Below are 24702 nucleotides of genomic sequence, written 5' to 3'. Positions count from 1 at the left end.
CTTTAGTTAAGTATTAAAAACAAATGATTTAAGCAAATTTAAAGGTTGGGATATGCAAAGTAACATAAAAAATATATTCTGCAAAAAGCACGCCTGTGGGTGTTTTTTATTCGTGCCTTGTATCTGCCTCGCCTATTTACAAGAGGCTGATTCAAAAACTGCCAAAGGGCTTGCCGCCCTTTGGAATCCGGCATTGTTACAAAGTTTTTGGTTTATTCTTTAGACAAGGTAAAAACAAAGTGGTTGGGATAAATTTAAAGGGGCTGCCGTAAATAGCCTAACTTTTAAGACAGCCCGTGGGATTAAAAATCAGTTGTTTTAAACTTCAACAACTGCAGCATCAGGTGCATTTTTGCGCACGGATTCTATGCCGCTTAAACAACCGGCTTTTGATTCATAAGCTTCACCTACAGCAATTACTTCACCGTTTCCTGCTTTTAATCTAAAGCGGAATTTGTTTGATTTGTCTTTGTAAATTTCAAATTTTCCTGCCATAATAGACTCCTTATAATTATGTTACTGTTATTGTATCCAATATTTACGGATTTGTACAGTCTGCGCCGATTAATAATTTTCTTGCCGTGGTTTCTTCATCGTAGGGCATGGTTCTATCTTTAAAGATGATGGAGTTTTCATGACCCTTTCCCAAAAGGAGGACTGCATCGTTTTTACCTGCAAGACTGAAGGCTTTTTTGATTGCAGAGGGGCGGTCGGGGATTATAAAGAGTTCTTCTCCGCGTTTTTTTTCGGGACAGCCTGCGGCTATCATTTCCAAAAGTTCAACGGAGTCCTCGCCGCGCGGATCTTCGTCTGCAAGAATTACAATATCGGAATATAGGGCTGCAATCCTTCCCTGCTCCGGCCTCTTTTTTACGTCTCTTTCTCCGCCTGAACCGAAAAGACTTATGACCTTTCCTCCCGATTTTTTTATGCGTTCTTTTATTGAAGGAAAAATTGTCATAAAGGAAGAAGGCGTGTGAGCATAATCGATAAGCACCTCAAAATCCTGCCCCTCATCTATCAGCATCATTCTTCCCTTTACGGGTTTTACAAGAGGAAGTTTTTCGATTATGCACGCGATATCAAGGCCCGTAATTCTTTGTACTGCCAAGACCGAGGCGAGAATATTTTTTACATTAAAGATTCCTGCAAGTTTTAATTCGCACCCGTATTCTTTTCTAGAAGAAAAATCGCAAAGCGTAAATTTAATTCCGCTTGAAGACTCTTCAATATCCTTTGCAAAAAGACCTTTATATTCTTCAATTTTTTTTAGGTCTTTAAGCTCGGTGCTAAAAGGGTAGACATTTTTTTGAGTTGCTTCCATAAAATAAGGGGCGGACGGATCTTCATAGTTTACTATTCCGAATATGGGAAATCCTTTTCCCGGATTTTTATCCAAAGCCCTAAAAAGATTGGCCTTATCATATCGGTACTGCTCGATGGTTCCGTGAAATTCCAAGTGTTCCTGAGTTACGTTCATAAAAACACCTGCATCAAAAATCACATCTTCAAGACGGGCAGTCTTCGGGGAAAGACCGTGCGACGAGGCTTCAACTACGGCATAGCTGCAGCCTGAATCCCTCATTTGAGCCAGACGCAGCTGAACGACATTAGATTCGGGAGTAGTCTGATGTTCCGGGTTCGGAATTACGTTCCCGTCTATGGAGTATTCTACGGTAGAAAAAAAGCCTGCCTTTTTTCCGCAAAGGTTTAAAAGCTGAAAGATAAAAGAAACAGTGCTGCTCTTCCCTTCGGTTCCGGTAACACCTATTACGCCTAGTGTCCTTGACGGTTCATCATAAAGAAGGGCAGAAACCTTGGACATGGTTTTGCGCACATCGTTCACCTGAACAAAACAAATTTCATCACAAGAATGATTATTTAAATCTCCCTCATAAAAAATACAGACGGCTCCGTTTTCGATTGCAGAATTTATAAATTTTTTTCCGTCGGTATGAATCCCGGGAAGAGCAAAAAAGGCGGCTCCTTTTTTTAAGCCCGTCTTATCGTCATAACTGTAAGCCCTAACCTTACGTGAATCATACTCTACAGAATTGATAAGAGATTTATCGTTTCCAAAACAATTTACAACTTCAATAGCTTTGATGCATTCCGCAATCGATTTTGTGTATTCCATATTAAAAAGTATAATTGATAAAATAAAAATTATCAAGTAATATTGATATAAGACATAATTCATGCTATAATTATTTGTTTAATTTGTTTTATTCAATTATGGTAATTATACATTTAATTTTGCGGAGGTAAGGATATGAAAAACAAGTTATTTGCACTTTGGCTCTTTGCAATCTTTATTTTGTTAAGTTCATGTGAAAATCTTTTTTTAGGTAAACCCAAAAATGTACATATTGTAAATGAAATTCTAACTGAACTTAACAGAGTGAGAAGTGACCCTAAAAAATATGCAGAAGAGGAGCTTAAGCCCCGACTGAAATATTTTGACGGAAAACTATATAAAGTTCCGGGACAAATTCCTTTACAAACAAATGAGGGGGCACCGGCAGTACAAGAATGTATTGATGTTTTGATAAATACAAACCCCATGGAAACTTTAGCGCTTGAAAACGGCCTGTGTCTTGCTGCCCAGTGGCTTGCCGATGACCAGGCTAATACGGGAAAAATAGGTCATAACGGCAGCGATGGGTCTTCTCCGTTTGACCGTATGAACCGTTATGGAAAGTGGCTTATAAAGGCAGGTAAAAACTGTGCATACGGCACTAAAACAGGGAAAGAAATTGTAGCACAGCTTTTAATCGACGATGGAGTTATGAACCGTGGACACCGCAAAAATATTCTCAACCCGATATTTAAGAAGGTAGGTATCGGTTATAACGATGAGGGTAAAGCCCCCTACGGTGCCGTAAGCGTTATGGACTTTGCAGGGGGCTATGTTTCAAAATAGGCTTTAAGCTTCTTTGCCGACGAGGCACATCCATTCGGCTTCGGCGGCAAGGGTGTCTCCTACATAGGCCTTTCCTGCCTGTTTAATCATTCGGGGAGATACACGTAAATTTGTAACCTCCATTCTAACCTTGTCGCCGGGCTTAACCTGAGATCGGAATTTAACCTTATCGACTGTAGCCAAAAAAAATAAAGAGCCTTCTTCAAAAATCTTTTGAAAACTCAAAGCAGCTCCTCCGGCCTGTGCCATTGTTTCTACAAGGATAACCCCCGGCACAACAGGGTATTCGGGGAAGTGACCCTTAAAAAAGAATTCGTCTTGGGTAAAGACGTGTTCGCTCACACTACCGTTTTCGTCAGCGCTGATAATCTCGTCTACAAACAAAAAAGGCTTTCTGTGGGGGATTAAGCTTTCAATATCTTTTGTAACACTCATATATTTCTCCTTATCTTCCATAAAAATAATATCTTAATATGGCAATCAATATTTGTACCCACATAATTTTACACAAAATACCAAGATTAAACAAGGACTACAAGAAAACGTATCGACTTTAAAGGATTTAATCAAGATTGGTATTTTTCCGTTATCTATTTTGTAGGATTTTTTGTATGTCAAATTCATGAACTGAAGAAAACTGATTGATGGTAAAAGTTTGGCCTGATATTACAGTAATTACGGCATCGAGTAAAACATATTTAGATTTCATTTTGGAACAGTTATCGGAATAATAACACTGCTCGATGTTTCCTTTTCATATCCGAATTTTGCATTATGATAATTACCCCTGCTTGACATTTTCAGCTCTTTTTAGTAACATTGTTATTGATTAGTAGAAGGGTTATGAAAAATATGGATAACAATACGGAAAAGATATTCGCCGATAAGGATGAGCTAAACACACGGACAAAAATTTTGCATGCGGCAAAGCAGGAATTTTTGAACAAGGAGTTTGCAGATACTAACGTGCGCGCCATCGCCGAAAAGGCAGGGGTTACGACAGGGGCGCTATATAACCTTTTTGATAACAAAGACGGCATATTCGAAGCTCTTGTGAGCGGCGTGTTCGACGAATTCTTAGACATAGTAGCGCATCGCGATGTATTCGACGCTGAAAATTTCGGTATGAAAACAAGCGATCTTTCAGCAATTATCGAACTATCGCAACGCCGGTTCTTAAAAATGGTGGATTTTTTTTACGATAATTGGGATGCGATGAAACTGATTGTCTGTTGTTCGAAGGGAAGCTCCTATGAGCACATTTTTGATAAAGCAATCGATTTAATCGACCGTAAAACACTTCAATGGCTGAAACAAGACGGCGTTAAACTGTCGCGTCGCATACGGTTTTTTATTCACGTCATGGTAACGATCAGCTTTGAAAATTTAAAAGAGATTTTTTATCATAACTTAAAAAAAACAGAAGCAGTGGATTATGTGCTCGATTTTAACGTATACCATTGCGCCGGCTGGAAACAATATTGGATGGAACAAGTAAAGGGTAATGGATAATTTGTAGTTGGTAATGAAACTATTATTCCGACGATTAATTCCGTGAATAAGCCTTTTGCAAATAGACGGTGCAGATACGATGCATGAGCAAAAATTACCCGCAGGTGTGTTGAAAAGCGTACCTCCGTGTACACTTTTCAACGACGAGTTTTTCTAACGAAAAACTTGCTACTGCTTGGCACTACCGCCATCCGTGGCGGTTCTGATACGGTGATTATGTATATTTTAGCAACGTCATAGAGGCTGCTTATGATAAATGGAATAAACATTTTTGAAAATAGGTGGAGCAGATGCCCGCATATTTTCAAAAAATAAAGGAGGTGTCACTGTGGACACATACAAAAGATTATTGAAATATACGCCGGAAAAAAAACACTGCGTGTATATTTCCATTATTTGCTCCGCTTTAGGCGTTGCTTGCCAAATGGGAGCATTTTGGTACTTATGGAAGTTTTTGTACGCCTTTTTGGTTACAAAAAGCGTTACGGACGGATCGTTTTATGCAACGGTGATTGTCGCTCTTATGCTCGGATACTCGGTTGTGTATTTCGCGTCCCTATGGGCATCGCATGTGCTGGGTTTCCGTCTTGAATCGAATTTACGAAAGGAGGCAATCAAACATTTGATGAATGCATCCTTTGCTTTTTTCGATGTAAACAATTCGGGAAAGATTCGCAAAATCATTGACGACAACGCGCAGGAAACGCACATGATTGTCGCTCACCTTATTCCCGACAATGTAGCCGCCCTTCTTACTCCGATTTTAATGTTCGTCATTGTTTTTATGGTAGACATAAAACTAGGTATCTTGCTTAGCATTATCGCGATAATCGGCGGTGTGCAGATGATGTTTATGATGGGCAATAAGAACTTTATGCAGAAATACATGGCAGCCTTGGAAAGGATGAACAGCGAAGCGGTGGAGTACGTACGCGGTATGCAGGTTGTAAAAATCTTTAATAGCACGGTAGAATCCTTCAAATCGTTTTACACGGCAATTATCGACTATTCCGATTTGGCATACAAGTACACGCTCAGCTGCCGAAGCCCTTATGTTATGTTTCAAGTGCTGTTCAATTTGTTTGCCGCCTTTACAATCCCTGCAGCAATTTATTATATGAATAAGGGTGCGGACGGAAATCTCATCATCGCAAAAATAGTATTTTATGTATGTTTTACAGGAATTCTCTTTGCTTCTTTTATGCGTGTTATGTATGTCGGCATGTACAACTTTCAGGCAAAGAGCGTTGTAGACAAACTGGAAAATCTTTTTACCGAAATGAGCAAGGATAACATAACCCACGGAACTGAAGAAAAATTCGACAACTTCGGTATTGAATTTAAAAATGTTTCGTTCGGTTACAATGAAGAAAAGATTTTGAAAAACGTGAGCTTTAAACTTGAACCGAATAAAACCTATGCACTCGTAGGATCATCGGGCGGAGGAAAGAGTACAATAGCAAAACTTATCTCAGGTTTTTATAGAATAAATGAAGGCGAAATTCTAATCGGCGGAAAAGATATTGCCTCGTACTCCAAAAACGCCTTAATGAAAAACATAGCTTTTGTTTTTCAAACATCTAAACTTTTTAAAACAAGTATTTTTGAAAACGTTAAAATGGGAAATAAAAACGCAAGCGACGAAGATGTCATGAACGCACTCCGCCTTGCCAGATGTGAAGACATCTTGGATAAGTTTAAAGATAGAGAACATACTTTAATCGGTTCTAAAGGCGTACACTTATCCGGCGGAGAAATTCAACGTGTTGCAATCGCCAGAGCCATTTTAAAAAATGCCGACATCATAATCTTGGACGAAGCTTCAGCCGCCGCCGACCCCGAAAACGAATACGAAATTCAGCAGGCCTTTTCCAATCTGATGAAAAACAAAACGGTAATCATGATTGCTCACCGCTTAAGCTCGATTAAAAATGTCGATGAAATTTTGGTTGTCGAAGACGGAAACATAATCGAACGCGGCAGCGACAAAGAGCTTATGGAAAAAGACGGAAAGTACAGCAAGCTGCAGAAACTGTATTCGCATGCGAACGAGTGGAGAGTGTAAAATGAAAAAGAAATTACAAAAATTATTTGCAGTTACCGAACATGGTGCTCGGGATTTGGTTACAGCATCGGTATGGTCGGTGTTTTCTAACATCGCCTATATCCTGCCGATGTTTTTGATTATGTTTTTTTTGCAGGGCTATTTTGAAGGCTCGCTTAAAACGGCTTACTTTTATACAGGCCTTATTGCGGCCATTGCGGTGGTAATGTACATTCTTTTACATGTAAATTACAACACACTGTACACGGTAACTTTTAAAGAATGTAAGGAGCTGCGAATCGAAATTGCAAACCGCTTAAAAGCATTGCCGCTTGCATATTTTTCCAAACACGATATTTCAGATTTGTCGCAAGCCGTTATGGCGGATGTCGCAACTCTTGAACACGCATTGAGCCACGCCATTCCGCAAACAATAGGACTGGTAATTTATCTTTTAATTATCGGCACAATGATGATTATAGCCCATCCGGCCTTGGGGCTTTGTGTCTTTGCACCGATAGTAGTGAGCTTTATCCTGCTTATTTTATCAAAGAAGATTCAAGTGCGGGAAACAACAAGAGACTTCCACAAACAAAGACAGCGTTCCGAATTTTTCCAAGAAGCGATTGAGCTTCAACAGGAAATTAAAAGCTACGGCCGCACGGATACGGTTGCAGAAAAATTAAACCGCAATGTCGATGAAGCTGAAAAACTTCATCTATCGGTTGAAGCCCATCAAGCGATTCCGCTCAATATCGCACTTGCAGCACTAAAGTTTTCTGTCGGGATAACGGTCTTTTTCGGTTTAAAAATGTACTTAGCCGGAACCGCCTCTCTTCTGTACTTTATCGGCTATGTCATTGCCGCCTCGCGCATTATCGATGCAGTTGCAGCTGTCGAAGCAAACCTTGCAGAGATTATGTACATTGATTCACGCGTTAAGCGTATCAATGAGCTGCGAGAAACCGAAGTACAGGAAGGCTCTCCCGCAAACTTACAAAAATACGGCATCGAATTTAAAGATGTTGAGTTTTCTTATAATGACGGGCAAAAAATTATCGACGGCATTTCTTTTACGGCCGAACAAAATCAGGTTACAGCCCTTGTCGGTCCTTCGGGCTGCGGAAAGACAACCGTACTCCGTTTGGCCTCTCGTCTCTATGATTACAACAAGGGGCAGATTCTTATCGACGGCAAGGACATTGCAAAAATCGACACGGACAGTCTTTTTGAAAAGATTTCGATTGTGTTCCAAGACGTAGGTTTATTCAACACATCGATTATGGAAAATATCCGCGTCGGAAATAAAAATGCTACTGATGAAGAAGTAAAGGAAGCCGCCCGTCTTGCAAACTGTACCGAGTTTATCGAAGCCCTGCCCGAAAGCTGGAATACCTTTGTCGGAGAAAACGGCAGCCGTCTTTCAGGCGGAGAACGCCAGCGTCTTTCGATTGCCCGCGCCTTCTTAAAAAACGCCCCCATCATTATCTTGGACGAAATCAGTGCGTCGCTTGATGTCGAAAACGAAATGAAAATTCAGGAAAGCTTAAATAAACTTATCAAGGATAAAACAGTTATCATCATTTCGCACAGATTAAAGTCCATCGAAAATGCAGATAAAATTATTGTCATGAACGAAGGCAAAATAGAAGCGGAAGGCAAACACGCGGATCTTTTGCAAAAATCCGAATTGTACAAAAACATGATTGATAAGTCTACAGCCACGGAAAAATGGGTGTATTAGTTTAATCGGTTAATATCCGCTGAATCCGAATTATATACATTTTGAAAATAATCGGCGGATATATATGCAATCATACGCTGTACTGCAGGAACACAATTTATCGGTTTTAAATGAACATCGGGGTGAGCATTTCTAAATACTCTAAATACTTCATCTGCAAATGCTTGCCCTATTTCGCTTACTCCTTGAAAATCTAAAATAACTTCCAAAAATTTATCAAAGCGTGTGATGAGTCTCTTTGCCTGTGAGCGGGAGAGAAGTAGAGCTCCTTCATATTGCATAAGTTTTACAGGTATACGGGTCTTATAAAAACCGGGCTGTTTATCCGGGTCTGCATACTCATTAAAAATATCTGAAATATTTAAATTAGATTTTTTTTCTATTAACATCGAAACCACAGTTCCCGAGACGGGTATGGAATCAGGATTTTCAAGCAGCCAGTCATTTTCATGATGACCACTAAAAAATAAGTTGTCAGACAAGATAGTGAATTCATCACACAAACGGGAAGTAAAAAAAATTCCTTCACCGCTGTGTCTTTCAGGATCCGATGTGAATTTCCCCTTTGCAAGTTCCAAAATCGAATGTTTCGGATCTTCAAGACCGAGGTCTTTTTGAATTTTATTAAATATACCGACTCCGTTATCTATAACAAATATTTCAATATTTAAAGCATTTAAGTCTACTTCAACATTCATTGTGTCTGCATTTGAGTGATCAATAACATTGTTCACCATTTCGGTAAAGCAGTATTGAACAATCCGTTGAACATTTTCTTGTAGGCCGGATAAAAGCGGCAAAATATCTTTTCGCAAAATTACATCTTCTTCAAGCTTATCTTTAAGTTTATATACAAAAAAATATTTTTTTGTAACCAATGAATAATCAGGATAACGGCCTTTTCTTTTCATTTCAATAATACCTTCTGAAACAAGCTGATTTAAAAATTTTGCTGTTGTCGGTTTTGATATACCGAAATGCTTCATTGTAAAAGTAACAATATCGTTTTTATGAGAAGACACTTGCTCTATTATAAAAGTTTTTATAGTTTTTTCTATCTCTTTAGTAAACTTCATACTCTATATCCCATCTTAATAGTAAATATAAACCATTTTCTAATAAATGTAAAGATAAAAGAGCGCTTTTATCAATATTTTTATAAAATAAAGTATTTTTTTTGGACTTTGATAATATCAATCATCTGAAAAATACCGGTAAAGCTCATCACAAATGAAAAGCGTATAAATTTATTACAAAAAGTTCTATTTTTTTTCTATTTTGGCCTTGACAACAGAGCATTATGATAGTAGCATATAGTTAAGACGTTTAATCATTAAGCGATTAAATAAAGGAGGTACAAAATGTCAAATGATTTTATTCTGAAAAATGTATCTAATCTTGAAGAATATCTAATCTCCACTCGAAGGTATCTTCACGAAAATCCGGAAGTCTCGCATAAGGAATATCAAACTTCAACTTTTTTAAAACAAGAAATTAAAAAACTTGAATTTGAGATTATAGAGACTCCTGGTACGGGATTTATCGCAATTTTAGATACGGGAAAAGAAGGCAAGACTGTTGCATTAAGAACAGATATTGACGCTCTACCAATTCAGGAAAATGTTATGAATTTAAGAAAGAAAAAAGTTAGTGTTTCAAAAAATGATGGGGCTATGCATGCGTGTGCTCATGATGGTCATATGGCTATAATATTAGCAGCCGCAAAAATTCTTAACGAAATGAAGGATTTACTAGCCGGAAAAATAATCTTTATGTTTGAAGAAAGTGAAGAAGCAGGAGGAGGAGCTGAACAACTCATTGAAATTTTAAAAAATTATAAAATTGATGCAATTTACGGAAATCATCTAGTTTCATTTATAGAAGCGGGGAAAATTTCTGTTGATGCAGGGCCGGTAATGGCAGGTGCAATATTGGTAGACTTTAAAGTTATAGGCAAAGGAGGACATGGATCAAGACCGGATTTGTCAATTAGTCCTATTTTCGGGTCTGCAAATGTTTTAACAGCGTTGGCATCCGCTTGGTCAAACCAAATTGATGTGACTAAAACAGTTACACTTGGATTGGGTTCGATAAATGGAGGAACAGTATTTAATGTGATTCCGGACGAAGTTAAAATTACAGGATCGTTAAGATTTTACGATTCTGAAGAAGGGGAAAAAGCGATTAACATTATGAAAACCACTTCAAAACATGCGGCAATGTCACAAAACTGTTCAGTAGAGTTTACAGAAGGAGCCAATCAAATAGCAGTCCATCCGGTGATTAATGATATTAAATTATCTAAAATCGCCAGAGACGGCATCAATGAAATTCTACCTGGCGTTTTAACACAGGGAGTGAAATGGTTTGCATCAGAGTCTTTTTCTAAATATAATTGTTTAGCTCCGATTGTCTTTGCCTTTGTCGGTATAAAAAATTTAGAAGAGGGGATGGGAGCAGAGCATCATAATGAATTTTTTGACATGGACGAAAAAGCGTTATATTATGGAACGGCTGCTCAAGTAAAATTTGTTTATGATTATTTAAGAGGGTAACTATTATGACTGAAAAAAATAAAAAAAAATTAAAACTACCGCATTTATTCTTTATCATGATCGGTTTGATTGTAATCATGTCTTGTTTGACATATATTATCCCTGCAGGAAAATTTTATAAAGATGCAGACGGTAATATAGATGCCAGTAATTTCCAATTTTTGGAAACACAACAACCTGTTAGTTTAATCAAATCTATGTTTATGTTTATGAAGGGATTGGTAAATTCAGGTTTAGTGGTTTGGGTTGTTATGATCAGCGGAGCAAATATGGCTGTAATTTTAGAAACAAAATCTATAGATAATTTTCTAAATTGGGCCACTTATAAACTGGAAAAACAAAGTATCAAGGTATTAATTCCCGTCTTGTATTTTTTAATATTATATATTGCCGGATTTGCCGGAACGGATGCCTTGATAGCAGTGGTCCCTATAGGTGTTATTTTTGCTAAAAAGCTAAAATTGGATCCCATCAGCGGATTAGCAGCCACTTTTTTCCCATCGATGATCGGGTTCGGTATGGGGCCGACTCTTAAAGTACTGATTCCCCAAACTATGTTAGGAGTGGAATCTTTTTCAGGTTTTGGGCTTCGATTTATTATGATGAATCTTTTCGGAATTATCGGTCTAATGTTTACAATGAGTTATGTTAGAAAAATAGAAAAAGATCCGAATAATTCTATATTAGGAACAGATTGGCTTCAAGAAATTAATAGTGACGAGCAGTTTGCAAAAATCGAACTTCCTGTTAGATCTGTAATAGTTTTGATTTTAACAATTCTACAGTATATTGCTTTGGTAGTATACTCTTTAACAGTTGGGACGAATATCTATGAATTTTTAATCGGTTTTTTTATAGTAACTTCCATAATAATCGGCTTCATAGGAGGTTTGTCGGCTGATCAATTAGGTAACTCTTTTGCTAAAGGTTTGGGAGCGATGGCATTTATTACATTTGTTATTGGGCTTGCTTCTACAATGCAAATGATTATGGTAGAAGGAAAAATATTGGACACAATTGTATATTTTATAACAAAACCACTGATGAACTTAAATAGAGGTATGTCAGTAATTGGAATTACATCAGTTATTACAATATTAAATCCGATAGTGCCTTCTGCTACAGCGAAAGCTGCTGTACTAATGCCGATTTTGGAACCAATTGCCAAAACTTTAGGAATAACATCACAAGTTGCAGTGCAAGCCTTCCTATTTGGTGATGCTTTTACAAATATGATTTCACCGGCTCTGGGTTGGACGATGGGAGCTTTGACAATAGCCAAAGTTTCTTATGATAAATGGTTTAAATGGGTAATTAAACCGGTAATAGCCTTAATTCTATTGTCTTTTGTATCTGTATTTTTACTGGACTTAATAAGCTGGACAGGAATGTAATTTCTAAATATTAGTTTTAGTATGCTATGATAAAACAAGTACTGTTATTTTTTAGCGTACTTGTTTTATATAACTTTTGTGATAAAATTATCATAATATGAAAACGGTAGAAGCTATAAAAAATTGTGAACCGGTTTCCGCAATTCAAAAAATACTGATGGAAAAAGAGATTCCACCTCGGGTAGAGTACTCTCTATCCGAGATGGGAAAAAGCTTTATGAAGGTTTTAAAAGTTATGCAAAAATGGGGAGAAGAAAACCTTCTATGATTGTCAGGTTTTTCTATATACCCAAAAACCATCAAGCTCCTATCTTCCAGAGGGAAGCGGCTTTTTCTTTGATCCTCTCGTTAAGCTGATGGGTTACGATAAAAACTTTTTTATCATCTAGACTTAAAATAAGGTCTTCGACTCTTTCTATATTTTGAGCATCTATATTTGCAAAGGGTTCGTCGAAAATTACTACAGGCGTATCCCTCAAGAGGGTTCGCACAAAGCTTAAACGCTTTAACTCACCGCCTGAAAATTTGTTTTCGATGTGGGTAAAGTCCATATTTAAGGCTTCTGTATTCGCGAATTTTTCCAAGCCTAATTTTTCCATTAAAGTGAATATTTTTTCTTCTTCAATATCTTCGCCTAATGTTAAATTGTTTTTTAAGGTATCATCAAAGAAAACGGCTTCTTGGGCTAAAAACGAAATGAGGTCTGACCTGTTTTTTATGGAATGAATATTTTTTCCATCCAATACTATGTTTCCACCTTTAGGTTTTAATAGACCTAAAAGAATTTTCATCGCCGTAGATTTTCCGCTTCCGCTTTCTCCGTAAATGATGTGTATACCCTTGTCGGTAAATTTTTTATTTACATTTTGAAGAACAGGCAGCTCACTGTAAGCATAACTTACATCATTAAACGATATATCGGCCGAAGAAATATCGGCTTCAATCTTTTTTTCTTCCGGTTCCTTAACTATCAAGGTCTTATAACCTTCAAAAATAACCTTACTCATAATAAAGCGGTTCACATACATAGAGATATAATAAACTTGAGACCTTAGCTGTACAACCAAGCCGTTAGCCATCATAAACTCCGCTATGCTTAATTCATTTTTATTAATCATATAAACGCCGTAAAAAGCAACTGCGATTATGCTTAATTGAGATGCAAAAAATGAAAGACTCTGTGATGCATCATTTGCTGCTGAAACCGAAAATTGTTTTTTTGCCAGCTTTTCTACCGATTTATTTAAGAGGTTTTGAAAACGGCCTTCGCTTCCGTAATTTTTTATTACCTCAAAGCCTTTTAACCAATCGGAAAATTCTCCCATGTGCTCATTTACACTTTTTATGGATTCGGATTGAGTTTTATCCAAGAGTTTTTTAAAAACTTGAGGAATAATCGAAGTAATAAAAATAAAAAAGAGCCCTGCAATAGCCAATTTTATATTAACATATAAAAATAAGGCAGAAGCAAAAACCGTTTCCATAAGAATCTGCCCCATTCCATAGAAGGATTGATAGTATATTCCGTCGAGAGAAGGAAGCTGTTGTTGATAATAAGAAATTTTCTTTCCTTCTTCAATATTATAGAATTCTTCATAGTCGGCTTTTACCCAAGAATGAAAAAGACCTTGCCGTAAAAGTTTCAAACGGTTTGTTTTAAACCTGCCGAAAAAATAAGAATAAAGCCCGTGCGCTCCTCCCCTCACCAGTATTGCAACAAAATATGCAGATACAAAGATAATTATTTTTTCAATATCCTTGCTTACGGCAGCATCGGCTATTTTTCCGCTTAGCCATGAAAAAGCCGTAACGGCGGTTGCCGAAAAAATTAAAAATAGAAGAGCAAAAAATATAAACGATTTTTCAAGATTAGACAACTTCTTCATATAATCTCCTTTCGCTTGTATCAAATTTATAAATTCGATCAAACATTTTTTTTGTTTCTGCATCTGCAATGTGCGAAATAATTATTACGGTAGAATCCTTTATACCGAAAATTATTTTTTTTACCCGTTCAATATTTTCATCATCTATATTGGCAAGAGGTTCATCGAATATCATTATCGGGCGTTTATGCAAAACAGCTCTTGCAATACTTATGCGCTTTTTTTCTCCGCCTGAAAAACCGTAAGTTTCCCCTATGACGGTTTCCTTTAAATATTTATCTTGCGTGTACTTATTTAAACCTAAGGAATCAAGAACATCTTTTACCCTTTCTTCGCTTATGTCTTTATCTAAAAACAAATTATCCACGAGATTCATTTTAAAGATATAGGCTTCTTGCTGCTGAATCGAAATTATATCGGCAATATTTTTTATTTTTTTCGGAGCAACTCCGCCTATTGTAAGCGAACCGGAATCCGGAGCATACATTCCCAAAAGGAGCCGCATTATCGTGGACTTTCCTGAACCCGATTCTCCTAGGATCAAAATTTTTTCGTTTTGCTTAAATGTAAAATCGGTATTGTTTAAAACCTTCTTTTCATTATATGAAAACGATAAGCCTACAGCATCAATGTTAAATCCGTTTAAGTTTCCTATTTCGCCTGTTTCCGTTTTAGCATCTATAAATTCAATCATTGCATCACGGACAGGACGGGAAGAAAAAAAAGTCTTTAATAAGTTCGCTGTCCAATACATTGGTCTGGACAGAATCCCGATTAGGCCCATTATGGTATAAAATTCTCCGATAGAAAAAACACCTTTATAAACATAATATGCACAATAAGCCGTCATAAGCAAATTAACGATAGCCGATACAAAAAAACTTACCCCTATTTCAAGACAACTTACATTTATGGCATCCATTTGTTTTTTTCTTAAAAATTCGTTTATCTTATCGTATCTGAAAATTATATATTGCTCACAAGAAAAAACTTTTATAATATCAATTCCTTTTAACCAAGTTCTCACGGCTGAAAAATGTTTTTCGACTGCTTCCATCTTTTCCTTTGAAACCTTAGCCAAAATCTTTTTTAAAACAGTCGGAACAATAAGAGGAATCATTAATAAGAGAACGGTAACAATAGCCGCCTGTATATTTATTGTCAAAAGGGTTATTACCGTTACCGAGAATATCAAGGCATTGTCGGTCAAAGCCGTCCAAACATAAAAATACTGACCGCTTATAACATCTATCTTATCCGTATAATCGGCACTTATTTTTCCTTCAGGGATGTTGATATATTCTCCCATCGTTTTTTTAAGAAGGGCATCAAAATAAGTTTTCCGTAAATCTGCCTCGGCAGTTACCACAAGTTTCGATTTTACAAGACTGTAAAGATAAGAAAATAAAGAAGCAAAGACCATCGCTCCTAAACACAAGAGCATTAAGGTATAAAGTGAATAAGCGGTTTTCCCTAAGGCCGTATCAAGAAGCTGCCCCTTCCATAGTTGAAGCTTCATCGTAAAAAACAAATCGATTCCGCTTAAAACAAAAAAAAGCACAAAATATACTTTTCGTTTTATGATAAACCTAAACAATTAAGGCCTCCTTTCGTAAGCATAAGCTAACATTTAGAATTATAACAGCTTACCTGACTATTGTCAAGAATTGATTTGAGAATAGAAAAAACTATTGACAAAGACAGCTAAATTCCGCATTATATGATTTAGGAATTTTTACAATATGGAAAATGAAAAGCAAAAAGAATTTATTTTAAACGGAAACTTGTGGAAGGTTATTTTTGATCTTTCATGGCCTGCGGTTATTGCAATGATTTTACTGGGAGCAAACAATGTACTGGACGGAATCTTTGTCGGACATTTTGCCGAAGAAGGAGCTTTTGCGGGTATCTCGGTAGCCCTGCCTCCAATCATAACGATAATAGGTTTAGGTATTCTCATAGGCTCGGGGGCCGGGACTTTGTTAAGTATTGCAATCGGTGCGGAAGATAAAAATATTCAAAAAAAGATTTTAGGCAATGTCAATTTTTTGACACTTATAATAAGTGTAATCGTAATGACTTTAGGATTTCTTTTTTCGGAGCAAACTCTTTTTTTAATGGGCGGAAGAGGCAATGCCCTAATACATGGAAGCAAATACTACCGCACCATTTTATGGGGCACTCCGATTTGGATATATGCCATAGCTCTTAATAACCTCATCCGTTCCGAAGGAAAAATGAAAACCGCAGCGGCAATTATGGGGATAAGCCTTATTGTAAATGGGTGCGCAAATTATACACTCATGGTGATTTTTAATTTCGGCATAAAAGGTGCCGCCATAGGAACAAATATCGGTATGGCGGTACAAGCTATCATCAGTACCCTTTATTTTGCAAAAAAGAATCCTGATTCTCCGGTTTCAGTATTTACAATCAGAATAGACGGGGAAATTATATCTAAGATTATTTCGATGGGGTTGGCGAGTTTTATAATGCAGTTTATGGGAACTATCCAAATGCTTTTAGTTTTAAATGTATTAAACCACTACGGCTCACAGGACGACATTGCTTTTTACGGAATCATTACCCGCATCTTTTCATTTATACTACAGACGATAGGAGGCTTCATGATTGCCCTCTCTCCCATAATAGGAATAAATTTCGGAGCAGATAAAACGGAACGTCTTATTTCAGCCTTTAAGAGATTTGTATTTGCAGCCCTTATTTTGATAGCTCCATTATGGATTTTAATACTTATCTTCCCTCAAACATCGGTTTCCTTGATGATGAAAAATCCGCACTTAAGCATTCACAATATTTCCTATTTTAGGATTTACATGGCTCTCCTTCCGGTTATGCCCCTAGTCTTCTTTGCTCTAGCTTTTTTTCCTGCCGTCAACAAAGGAAAAATCAGCTCAATATTGGGGATTTTACAGCAAATCGTGTTTTACATTCCGATAATGTTGATCCTTCCTATATTTATCGGTATCGCAGGGATCTATTATGGTACATTCCTCATTGAAATATTGAGTGCAATACCCATATCTATTTTGATAATACGGGAATTCAGACTTTTGAGATCGGGCATAACAAAATGGCAAAAAAATTGAAATGACTAGACTTGTAGATATTTCTAAGAGTATAAGCTGTAATATGAATGAGATCAATCAAAAATCGGAGCTTATTGCAGGCAAGATAGACAGAGCTATGAATATGACCGAAGAGAACAAGCAAGCCGTTTCTAAAATATTTTCATATTTGGAAAGACTGATTATATAAAGTTTTGCCGGCTGAGGAGGAAAAATATGAATAAACAATTTATTTTAACCAACGAGCAAAGAAAATATCTGGGTTTAAATCCGATTGAAGATCACTGGGAAGTAATGGATATAAAAGGAACCCTCTATTACTTTGACGGCGATGTCATCAAAAAAGAAATATCGGCATCGGATTCTGAAGGCGAGGCTTTTTACTATAGAGAAAGTGAACTTGATATTGAAACCGCCGAGAACAGAACCATTGTACTTCCTAAAACGGCAAAAGGAAAACCGAAAAAATTAAACTTTACGGCAACTCAATCATTTAGAGGAATAGGCTTATATTTTTCATTTGGAAGCAGACATGTTTGCATAGGAAACTACACCACACAAAAAACATATTATTCCGAAAGGTTGGAAGAAAGCAAGGCTTCCGCTCTCAATTCTTGGATTGAAAAATGGATAAAGGAAACATCGAAAGAAGATTTAGCCGATTTGGAAAATTTTAAAAATGAAAAAAGAGAGCATCAAAAATATAAGGAAGGGGATATCTTTGCTTTTAAAATAGGAAGACGGCAATACGGCTTCGGTAAAATTTTAATCGATATTGTTAAGTTAAGAAAAACACCCGAATTTAAAAAGAATAAAAACTACGGTCTTAACAATTTGATGGGAACGGCTTTAATTGTAAAGGTCTATCATAAAATAAGCGACAGCATCAACATTGATCTTGATGAATTGGAAAAAAACTTATCCCTCCCTGCACAGCCCCTTATGGATAACAATATCTATTACGGCGAATATAAAATTATCGGAAACAGAAAAGTTACATATCAAGACTTAAATGATGCTCCGATATCGACAAGCGAGAGTATAAATTATCAGGATAGAGATATTGCTTATCTTCAATACGGTTTGATATATAAAGAAATGTCTTTAAAAGAATATGCTCTATACGAGGATGAAGACTGGTATCATAAAAATTACAGAGCGGAATTAATAGGTTGTTTCTTGGAGATAGACAAATTGGAAGAATGTATAAAAGCAAAATCCAATGCTCCATTTTATCCCGCAGCCGGCGGCAGCTTAAATAATCCGGCAAACAAAAAAGATAAAAATGCAATTTTCAAGGCCTTCGGTTTGGACGGCGATCTTGATTATGAAGGAAACTTAAAGCTGTCACATGAAAACTAACCACCCTACTCCCGCTAATATTGAATTTAAAGAGATTACTCCCGATAATTGGAGAATAATCAATTCTCTTTCCGTAAAAAAAGAACAAAAAAATTTTGCAGCCTCAAATGTTACAATCCTTGCAAGAGCCTTTGTTTACAGAAAAGAAAATGCAAAAGTTTTTGCCGTATATCATTCGGATAAACCCATAGGTCTTATAATGCAGCGGGATTGGATTGACGGTGAAAAAATTGTCTGCATCATGGATCAATTTATGATAGATAAAAAAAGTCAAGGAAGAGGTTTAGGAAAAGCAGCTTTACAAAAATGGCTTTCAATGATAGAAGCCGAGAAAAAATATTCATGTGTTCAGCTTTGTTATGTTGAAGGAGATATAGCTGCAAAACGCCTCTATGAAAATTTCGGCTTTTATGAAATCGACAAAGACGAAGATGAGATTATAATGCAGAAGGATTTATAAATAAAAATTAGTTTATACAATACTTATTCACAGTGATTGACAGAATAGATATTTTATGCTAAGGTCAGCTTATGATAGATTTTTTAAATTTATATTTTTTAAAAAATTTCTCATCAAATGCTTTAGATAAAGAATTGATTATTCCTGACACACTACTTGAAATCGAGTTTTTCGGTAATAATATATTTTTAAGTACACAGCTTCCTCTATTAACACAAAAAAAATTAAAACAGATGGGGTATACCGGGAAATTTTAGCATATAAAAAATATAGATAAGATGGAGAGATAAAATGAAAACATTGGAAGCAATACAAGCAGAAATTAAAGCTCTAGGCGATGTTGATTTATTTGGAACAAAAAAAGAGGTAAACTGCTTACCGGAAATAATGAAGGATTCTGAACATATTCTTTATCTTACTTCCGGTTTGATGGATGGAACCACATGGCTGATTGTTTGCACAGAAGAAAGAATAATCCTTTTAGATAAAGGAATGTTCTTTGGTATGAAGCAAACTGAAATGTCTTTGGATAAAATCAATTCAATATCATATAATAAGGGTTTGTTGTTGGGTTCAATTGAAATTTGGCATGGTGGAGCAAGAATGATAATTGAAAACTGTACTAAAGAATCAGTAAAACCTTTTGTTGATGCTGTCAATAATGCAATAGAAAACAGAAAGACTAGATCATCGGAAGCGAATGTTCAAAAAGCTGTACAAAATGGATCATCAACTATTGATATTGCAGATCAGCTAGAACGGCTTATTAGTATGGTTGAAAAAGGATTTCTTTCACAAGAAGAATTTGAAACTCAAAAACAGAAATTGCTTAATAGTTAATATTCAAAAATATTTTTAATAATATGAACCGACCGGAGTTGATGAAATAGGAATGATGCCTTTTGTTTTATATGAAGCATACCGTAGTGTAAAAGGTAAGTAAAAATTAAAGCGAGCACATGAATTTCTGTGCCCGCTTTAATATGTAAATAAAACGAATCATTTCATAGGAAGCAGTCCCATAAAAATCCGGCTAATTCTTTTTACAGGATTAGCCGAAAAGTTTTAGCAGTTAAAAGATTAAGGCAAAACAGCAAACAGTTTTCCCTCACGCAATAGTCTTGTTGTTCTTCATAAAATCAAATTTGACTTTTTACCTCCCTTATGTTAAAATACACTTATGCAAGTAATTGAAGGAACATACAACAAAGCTAGTGTAATGATCGATTCAATCGATTCCGAAACCGAAAGACAAATTAAAACCTTTCTCAATCATAAGGCCTTTGAAGGCACAAATATAGCAATAATGCCGGACTGCCATGCAGGCAAAGGAGCCGTTATCGGTTTTACAATGAATATAGATAAATACATAATTCCAAACATTGTGGGAGTAGATATCGGCTGCGGGATTCTTTCGGCTCGGCTTAATATAAAAAATCCGGATCTTGCAGAACTGGACAACTTTATCAAAAAAAATATTCCTCATGGAAAAGCCGTTCATAGGAACATAAAAATAGACAATAAAGAATTTGAAGAAGAAATTATAGAAGAATCAAAAAAGGTTCATATGGATGAGGACAGAGCTTTAAAAAGTATAGGAACCTTAGGAGGCGGAAATCATTTTATAGAACTTGGAAAAGATTCTCAAGGAAGACTATGGCTCACGGTTCATTCGGGAAGCAGAAATCTAGGCCTTCAGATTGCCGTCTTTTATCAAAAAAAAGCACAGCAGCTTTTAGATGAACAAAAACTTCTCACACCTGAAGATAGAAATTTGGAATACTTATTTACAGAAAGTGATGAGGGAAAAGCTTACCTAAGAGCAACCTATTTTGCTCAAAAATATGCAAAAGAAAACCGAAAAAAAATGATAGAATTAATCTCGCAATTTTTACATGCAGAAATTGAAGAAACTGTAGAATCGGTTCACAACTTTATAGGAGAGGACGGCATCATCCGAAAAGGAGCAACTTCAGCCGGATTAAATGAAAGGCTTATTATTCCTTTTAACATGCGTGACGGATTTGCATTTTGTGTAGGAAAAGGGAATAATGACTACAACCAATCGGCACCTCATGGAGCGGGAAGAATTATGTCCCGCTCCAAAGCATTTAATGAACTTTCACTAAAAGACTTTCAGAGGGAAATGAAAAGTGCCGGAATATTTACAACAACTGCAACGAAAAACACCTTAGATGAAGCGCCCTCCGCCTATAAAAATAAAAATCTAATTCTAAAACACATTAAGCCGACTGCCGATGTAAAAGATTTTGTAAAACCTATATATAACTTCAAAGCACCTAATTAGAATAGACCTGCACTCCCTAATTTTAATTACCTTCGCTCTATGTATTGCAGGTTTCTAATTACATTACATAATTCTTTTCCATATGAACTGAGAGAGCCGTAGTTATTAATCAAATTCATAGAATTTTTTTCATTCATCAATTCAGGAAAAAATCTTTTATATTGCCCTGATTCATATAAAAATCCGGGATCAAAATCTGCAGGTTTTGCTTCAGGAGCACCGCTATAATATCTTGCCGTAAAATTTTTAGACAATTTATTTGTTTCAGTGCTAAAATAACGCAGCTCTGTTTTTCTCCACGTTCTAATATCGTATAGAACAAAATCATTTTGAGCATAAACGGTAACAAGCTGACTTTGTTCCATTATTATACCGTTATATACAACTCCGTTTATAGTCTTTGATACGTTTTTATTTACAGGATATACAGGTCCGTATATCTCTTTAACCTTTCCATAGTTATCGGAAGGAATCAGAGCTAAATCTGCATCTCGAATGTCAATAAGATTAAATATAGAATTAATACCGCCTCTGATAAAAGTTATTTCTATAATTTCTGGCCCTGAGTTTGCAGAAACAAGTTCGGAAGTTATTGCTCTCCGTATTCTATCCTCATCAGTATAATTATTATCCGGCTTCACAATAGCAAGTCTAACTGTAAGCTTACGGTTTACTTCTGCAATTTCTCTTGAAGCTATACCCGGAATTATTTTTTCCGCTTTTTTAAAAGAGGCTTTTGCATGGCGGAAAGCGGTATAATCTTTTAGCTTTAGGTTATAAGAACCTTCTTCAATATAAAAATAAGCAGCCTTTTCTTTTGCAAGCCGGCTTTTTTCCAAAGAGCCCCTATATCCCGAAATCCATGAATTTGCAAGCATATAATATTCGGAGGCTTGAAGAAGATTATCGGGTTTATTTGTATAAGCAAGAGCTTCGGCCGCATTATAAGCCGTCTCTGCCCCCAGCGAATCTATCTCATTATCCAGATGATGGGAATATTTTTTTGCACGTTTTAAATTAGCTAATGCCTTAGAAATATTTTTAGGATCGTTCCCCGATATCTGCACAATGCGTAAAGCCTCATTGTAAAGAGCTTCCGTTGCTCTAGTGTAAGCCGTGTCCTTCAGATTGCTGTAATCTCTAGTCTCAAAGACCGCAAATTCTCTCTTTCCCCTTAAGCCTTCGGGATACATTCTTTGAAGAGTAGAAATACGGCTATAAAGCAGCATCCAATCGGAAATATTATCTGCAATATCGGCATAGTATATATCGTTTCTTTCAGCCTTGCTAATCATATCCATAATCGATCGCTCAGCCTTAGAGACCTCGGTGTTATAAACCCGTATATAATCATCAGATACATTGCCGCCAATAAGGAGGTCGGCAGCAGATGCAGCCCTTTGAACGGGAGTAGAACCGTGAATATACATACTCGCACAGCCTGTCAACAAAGCAAACAGACTCACCAAAATTAAAAATAAAGAACATATTTTAGTAGTTTTCATATATACATTATATTAAAAAAAAGAGTATTAGTATACTACCGTTGAAAATCGGAGATCAGTGTCCAATGTTCAACTTCGACATACCCGTGTAATTCATAATTTGTAAATAAAAAAAGAACTATATATAAATCTCAAATAAAATCTATAAAAGAATTTAGAAAATTTTAGTTGTAACCATTGACATTACATCTAAAAAAGCTTATACTATAGATGTAACAATAATAGTTACAGCTATAGTATTAAAACATTGGAGGTTCTAATGAAAAAGATTGCAATTATTGGAGCAAATGGAAAACAAGGTCATTGTCTTACAAATGAAGCTGTAATGAGGGGCTTTGATGTAACTGCCATCATCCGACAGCCTTGTGCTAAAAACAAAAAGGCAAAGGTTCTACAAAAAGATTTATTTGATCTAAAACCTGAAGATTTGGCAGGTTTTGATGCGGTTATCGATGCCTTTGGAGCTTGGACACCTGAAACCTTTGACAGGCACATCACTTCGTTAAGGCATTTATGTGATTGCGTAAAAAATACCAAAATCCGGCTTTTAATAGTCGGAGGAGCGGGTTGCCTTTACACAGATAAGGAGCACAAAACAATCTTACTTAATGCGCCCAATTTCCCTGAAGAATTCCGTCCTCTAGCACAGGCAGAAACGAATGCATTTCTTGAACTAAAGGAAAGAAAAGATGTTTTGTGGACTTATTTATCACCGCCCTTAGATTTTAAAGCAGAAGGTAAACGTACCGGAAAATATAAACTTGCAGGTAAAGATCTTCCATTCAACTCGAATGGAGAGAGCACAATAAGCTATGCCGATTACGCCATCGCTATGATTGATGAAGTAGAAAATGGAAAATTCATTCAAGATAATTTTTCGGTTGTAAGTTTATAAAATAACGATTCAGTAGCCGTCCTATTCTGAGTATCTAAAAACATTAATTTGACCTATTGTATCTTATATAGTTTTAGTATAAGATGAAAAAGATATTCGGTTAGGACGGCTTATGCAAATAGGAACAAAATTCTCGGTTTCAATTCATATCCTACTCTGTGTTGAATTCTTTAAAGATAAGTGTAAGGTAACGAGCGATTTTCTTGCCGAAAGTGTAAAGACAAATCCCGTAGTTATACGTAAACTTATGAGTGCATTAAAAAATGCAGGCCTTATAGAAATTACTCAGGGAACAGGCGGTATTGCACTAAAAAAAAAGGCAGCTCAAATCAGCTTCCTCGATATCTTTAACGCAGTAGAATCAATAAAGGACGGAAAACTATTTAAAATACATGACACACCGCCGAATGAATGTCCTGTTGCACAAAAAATAAATTTCTTGCTTGACGGCTATTTTTTGGATGCTCAAACCACCCTCGAAAAAAAATTAAATTCATTTACATTGCAAAGTATTTTAAACAAGATTAAAGACATTCAAATATCTTAATTGGGCAAGTAACAGTTAATTTTAAGGAGCAACAAGATGCCGGACTGGATTAAATATCGAATACCTAAAAAACTTTTGGATAATAAAAATAAAAACATTAAAATCGAAGAATTTAGTGAGTCTGAACACAAAGATATTATTCCTCAAATATATGCCGATGCCTTTTGCGATAAGGCATGGGAAAGTGATTGGTATAAAATAGATCTTTTTAATCCCGCCTCTTGTTTTATTGCAAAATATAATGAAGAATATGCAGGTTTTATTATTTCTTTTATAAAAGAAAATTCGGCTTATATCAGTGTTATTGCGGTTCTAAAAAAATATCAAAAATGCGGAATCGGAATATCTCTTATAAATAGAGTTATAAACTATTTTAAAAATCAAGATTTGGAAATTTATCTTGATGTCGAATCAAAAAATAAAACGGCAATAAATTGGTACAACAAGCGCGGATTTATTCAAATTATTTAGGAAAAAA

Annotated in this window: 24 protein-coding genes; 17 read left to right on the top strand and 7 right to left on the bottom strand. The window is 36.0% G+C overall.

Annotation, left to right across the window (positions count from 1 at the left end):
* Positions 1–318 precede the first annotated feature (318 nt).
* Both TDE_RS03985 and TDE_RS03980 read right to left on the bottom strand, forming a co-directional pair.
* Positions 319–495: a YegP family protein gene (locus tag TDE_RS03985; RefSeq protein ID WP_002672132.1), complete on the bottom strand. Its 177-nt coding sequence runs from the start codon at positions 493–495 to the stop codon at positions 319–321.
* A gap of 43 nt (positions 496–538) precedes the next feature.
* A complete protein-coding gene (locus tag TDE_RS03980) occupies positions 539–2200 on the bottom strand; it encodes a UDP-N-acetylmuramoyl-L-alanyl-D-glutamate--2,6-diaminopimelate ligase (protein WP_002682087.1) in 1662 nt (553 codons plus the stop codon).
* Between the two features lie 72 nt (positions 2201–2272).
* Between TDE_RS03980 and TDE_RS03975 the strand changes: the two genes are divergently transcribed.
* Positions 2273–2923, top strand: a complete 651-nt coding sequence (locus TDE_RS03975; RefSeq protein WP_002682086.1) for a CAP domain-containing protein — start codon at positions 2273–2275, stop codon at positions 2921–2923.
* Between the two features lie 3 nt (positions 2924–2926).
* Here TDE_RS03975 and fabZ read toward each other — a convergent pair whose 3' ends face one another.
* Entirely contained in the window at positions 2927–3358 is a 432-nt protein-coding gene (fabZ, locus tag TDE_RS03970; protein ID WP_002670104.1) for a 3-hydroxyacyl-ACP dehydratase FabZ, read from the bottom strand.
* 408 nt (positions 3359–3766) lie between these two features.
* Between fabZ and TDE_RS03965 the strand changes: the two genes are divergently transcribed.
* The 3 genes from TDE_RS03965 to TDE_RS03955 all read left to right on the top strand — a co-directional run bounded on the left by TDE_RS03965 (position 3767) and on the right by TDE_RS03955 (position 8223).
* On the top strand, positions 3767–4435 hold the full coding sequence (locus TDE_RS03965) for a TetR/AcrR family transcriptional regulator (RefSeq protein WP_002689825.1): 669 nt from the start codon (positions 3767–3769) through the stop codon (positions 4433–4435).
* A gap of 328 nt (positions 4436–4763) precedes the next feature.
* Entirely contained in the window at positions 4764–6500 is a 1737-nt protein-coding gene (locus TDE_RS03960) for an ABC transporter ATP-binding protein (RefSeq protein WP_002682081.1), read from the top strand.
* Position 6501: 1 nt separating this feature from the next.
* Positions 6502–8223, top strand: coding sequence for an ABC transporter ATP-binding protein (locus TDE_RS03955; protein WP_002682080.1), 1722 nt, complete (start codon positions 6502–6504; stop codon positions 8221–8223).
* Here the strand turns inward: TDE_RS03955 and TDE_RS03950 are convergent.
* Positions 8220–9299: an STAS-like domain-containing protein gene (locus TDE_RS03950; protein WP_002682079.1), complete on the bottom strand. Its 1080-nt coding sequence runs from the start codon at positions 9297–9299 to the stop codon at positions 8220–8222. The genes TDE_RS03955 and TDE_RS03950 overlap by 4 nt on opposite strands.
* 285 nt (positions 9300–9584) lie before the next feature.
* Here TDE_RS03950 and TDE_RS03945 point away from each other — a divergent pair, with 285 nt between their 5' ends.
* The 3 genes from TDE_RS03945 to TDE_RS03935 all read left to right on the top strand — a co-directional run bounded on the left by TDE_RS03945 (position 9585) and on the right by TDE_RS03935 (position 12440).
* On the top strand, positions 9585–10778 hold the full coding sequence (locus TDE_RS03945) for a M20 family metallopeptidase (protein WP_002682078.1): 1194 nt from the start codon (positions 9585–9587) through the stop codon (positions 10776–10778).
* A gap of 5 nt (positions 10779–10783) precedes the next feature.
* The gene (locus tag TDE_RS03940; RefSeq protein WP_002682077.1) at positions 10784–12172 is read left to right on the top strand and encodes a YfcC family protein; all 1389 of its coding nucleotides are present in this window, start codon (positions 10784–10786) and stop codon (positions 12170–12172) included.
* A gap of 97 nt (positions 12173–12269) precedes the next feature.
* Positions 12270–12440 (top strand): winged helix-turn-helix transcriptional regulator, encoded by a 171-nt coding sequence (locus TDE_RS03935; protein WP_002682075.1) that lies wholly within the window; start codon positions 12270–12272, stop codon positions 12438–12440.
* 31 nt (positions 12441–12471) lie between these two features.
* Here the strand turns inward: TDE_RS03935 and TDE_RS03930 are convergent, their stop codons facing one another.
* Together TDE_RS03930 and TDE_RS03925 are read right to left on the bottom strand one after the other, a co-directional pair.
* Positions 12472–14058 (bottom strand): ABC transporter transmembrane domain-containing protein, encoded by a 1587-nt coding sequence (locus TDE_RS03930; RefSeq protein WP_002682073.1) that lies wholly within the window; start codon positions 14056–14058, stop codon positions 12472–12474.
* Positions 14042–15655, bottom strand: coding sequence for an ABC transporter transmembrane domain-containing protein (locus tag TDE_RS03925; RefSeq protein WP_002682071.1), 1614 nt, complete (start codon positions 15653–15655; stop codon positions 14042–14044). Before TDE_RS03925 ends, TDE_RS03930 begins: the two co-directional genes overlap by 17 nt.
* A 145-nt stretch (positions 15656–15800) precedes the next feature.
* Between TDE_RS03925 and TDE_RS03920 the strand changes: the two genes are divergently transcribed.
* The 7 genes from TDE_RS03920 (at position 15801) to TDE_RS03895 (ending at position 21277) form a co-directional block, all read left to right on the top strand.
* Positions 15801–17168 carry an MATE family efflux transporter gene (locus TDE_RS03920; RefSeq protein ID WP_002682069.1) on the top strand — a complete coding sequence of 456 codons (1368 nt, stop codon included), beginning with the start codon at positions 15801–15803 and terminating at the stop codon, positions 17166–17168.
* 1 nt (position 17169) lies between these two features.
* Positions 17170–17337, top strand: coding sequence for a hypothetical protein (locus tag TDE_RS13145; protein WP_002672148.1), 168 nt, complete (start codon positions 17170–17172; stop codon positions 17335–17337).
* Between the two features lie 26 nt (positions 17338–17363).
* On the top strand, positions 17364–18509 hold the full coding sequence (locus tag TDE_RS03915; RefSeq protein WP_002672157.1) for an immunity 26/phosphotriesterase HocA family protein: 1146 nt from the start codon (positions 17364–17366) through the stop codon (positions 18507–18509).
* Positions 18499–18969 (top strand): GNAT family N-acetyltransferase, encoded by a 471-nt coding sequence (locus tag TDE_RS03910; RefSeq protein WP_002682066.1) that lies wholly within the window; start codon positions 18499–18501, stop codon positions 18967–18969. Before TDE_RS03915 ends, TDE_RS03910 begins: the two co-directional genes overlap by 11 nt.
* 71 nt (positions 18970–19040) lie before the next feature.
* Positions 19041–19226, top strand: a complete 186-nt coding sequence (locus TDE_RS03905) for a hypothetical protein (protein ID WP_002682065.1) — start codon at positions 19041–19043, stop codon at positions 19224–19226.
* Between the two features lie 34 nt (positions 19227–19260).
* Positions 19261–19809, top strand: a complete 549-nt coding sequence (locus tag TDE_RS03900; RefSeq protein WP_002682064.1) for a PH domain-containing protein — start codon at positions 19261–19263, stop codon at positions 19807–19809.
* Positions 19810–20149: 340 nt separating this feature from the next.
* Positions 20150–21277: an RtcB family protein gene (locus TDE_RS03895; protein ID WP_002682062.1), complete on the top strand. Its 1128-nt coding sequence runs from the start codon at positions 20150–20152 to the stop codon at positions 21275–21277.
* 26 nt (positions 21278–21303) lie between these two features.
* Here TDE_RS03895 and TDE_RS03890 read toward each other — a convergent pair whose 3' ends face one another.
* Complete coding sequence (locus tag TDE_RS03890) at positions 21304–22782, bottom strand: hypothetical protein (RefSeq protein ID WP_002682060.1); 1479 nt, start codon at positions 22780–22782, stop codon at positions 21304–21306.
* Between the two features lie 259 nt (positions 22783–23041).
* Here TDE_RS03890 and TDE_RS03885 point away from each other — a divergent pair, with 259 nt between their 5' ends.
* The 3 genes from TDE_RS03885 to TDE_RS03875 all read left to right on the top strand — a co-directional run bounded on the left by TDE_RS03885 (position 23042) and on the right by TDE_RS03875 (position 24695).
* Positions 23042–23677 (top strand): SDR family oxidoreductase, encoded by a 636-nt coding sequence (locus tag TDE_RS03885; protein WP_002682058.1) that lies wholly within the window; start codon positions 23042–23044, stop codon positions 23675–23677.
* A gap of 112 nt (positions 23678–23789) precedes the next feature.
* Positions 23790–24224: an Rrf2 family transcriptional regulator gene (locus TDE_RS03880; RefSeq protein ID WP_002670063.1), complete on the top strand. Its 435-nt coding sequence runs from the start codon at positions 23790–23792 to the stop codon at positions 24222–24224.
* Between the two features lie 36 nt (positions 24225–24260).
* Entirely contained in the window at positions 24261–24695 is a 435-nt protein-coding gene (locus tag TDE_RS03875) for a GNAT family N-acetyltransferase (protein ID WP_002682055.1), read from the top strand.
* Positions 24696–24702 lie beyond the last annotated feature (7 nt).

The organism is Treponema denticola ATCC 35405 (assembly GCF_000008185.1).
Taxonomy (GTDB): Bacteria; Spirochaetota; Spirochaetia; order Treponematales; family Treponemataceae; genus Treponema_B; species Treponema_B denticola.
Note: the sequence above shows the minus strand (reverse complement) of the source record. Positions and strands in the feature narration are given on the sequence as shown.

Bases quoted from the DNA above. Each gene is read 5' to 3' on its own strand.
- TDE_RS03985 (WP_002672132.1), bottom strand. From the start codon at position 495: ATGGCAGGAAAATTTGAAATTTACAAAGACAAATCAAACAAATTCCGC.
- TDE_RS03980 (WP_002682087.1), bottom strand. From the start codon at position 2,200: ATGAATTATGTCTTATATCAATATTACTTGATAATTTTTATTTTATCA.
- TDE_RS03975 (WP_002682086.1), top strand. From the start codon at position 2,273: ATGAAAAACAAGTTATTTGCACTTTGGCTCTTTGCAATCTTTATTTTG.
- fabZ (WP_002670104.1), bottom strand. From the start codon at position 3,358: ATGAGTGTTACAAAAGATATTGAAAGCTTAATCCCCCACAGAAAGCCT.
- TDE_RS03965 (WP_002689825.1), top strand. From the start codon at position 3,767: ATGAAAAATATGGATAACAATACGGAAAAGATATTCGCCGATAAGGAT.
- TDE_RS03955 (WP_002682080.1), top strand. From the start codon at position 6,502: ATGAAAAAGAAATTACAAAAATTATTTGCAGTTACCGAACATGGTGCT.
- TDE_RS03950 (WP_002682079.1), bottom strand. From the start codon at position 9,299: ATGAAGTTTACTAAAGAGATAGAAAAAACTATAAAAACTTTTATAATA.
- TDE_RS03945 (WP_002682078.1), top strand. From the start codon at position 9,585: ATGTCAAATGATTTTATTCTGAAAAATGTATCTAATCTTGAAGAATAT.
- TDE_RS03940 (WP_002682077.1), top strand. From the start codon at position 10,784: ATGACTGAAAAAAATAAAAAAAAATTAAAACTACCGCATTTATTCTTT.
- TDE_RS03935 (WP_002682075.1), top strand. From the start codon at position 12,270: ATGAAAACGGTAGAAGCTATAAAAAATTGTGAACCGGTTTCCGCAATT.
- TDE_RS03930 (WP_002682073.1), bottom strand. From the start codon at position 14,058: ATGAAGAAGTTGTCTAATCTTGAAAAATCGTTTATATTTTTTGCTCTT.
- TDE_RS03920 (WP_002682069.1), top strand. From the start codon at position 15,801: ATGGAAAATGAAAAGCAAAAAGAATTTATTTTAAACGGAAACTTGTGG.
- TDE_RS13145 (WP_002672148.1), top strand. From the start codon at position 17,170: ATGACTAGACTTGTAGATATTTCTAAGAGTATAAGCTGTAATATGAAT.
- TDE_RS03915 (WP_002672157.1), top strand. From the start codon at position 17,364: ATGAATAAACAATTTATTTTAACCAACGAGCAAAGAAAATATCTGGGT.
- TDE_RS03910 (WP_002682066.1), top strand. From the start codon at position 18,499: ATGAAAACTAACCACCCTACTCCCGCTAATATTGAATTTAAAGAGATT.
- TDE_RS03905 (WP_002682065.1), top strand. From the start codon at position 19,041: ATGATAGATTTTTTAAATTTATATTTTTTAAAAAATTTCTCATCAAAT.
- TDE_RS03900 (WP_002682064.1), top strand. From the start codon at position 19,261: ATGAAAACATTGGAAGCAATACAAGCAGAAATTAAAGCTCTAGGCGAT.
- TDE_RS03895 (WP_002682062.1), top strand. From the start codon at position 20,150: ATGCAAGTAATTGAAGGAACATACAACAAAGCTAGTGTAATGATCGAT.
- TDE_RS03890 (WP_002682060.1), bottom strand. From the start codon at position 22,782: ATGAAAACTACTAAAATATGTTCTTTATTTTTAATTTTGGTGAGTCTG.
- TDE_RS03885 (WP_002682058.1), top strand. From the start codon at position 23,042: ATGAAAAAGATTGCAATTATTGGAGCAAATGGAAAACAAGGTCATTGT.
- TDE_RS03880 (WP_002670063.1), top strand. From the start codon at position 23,790: ATGCAAATAGGAACAAAATTCTCGGTTTCAATTCATATCCTACTCTGT.
- TDE_RS03875 (WP_002682055.1), top strand. From the start codon at position 24,261: ATGCCGGACTGGATTAAATATCGAATACCTAAAAAACTTTTGGATAAT.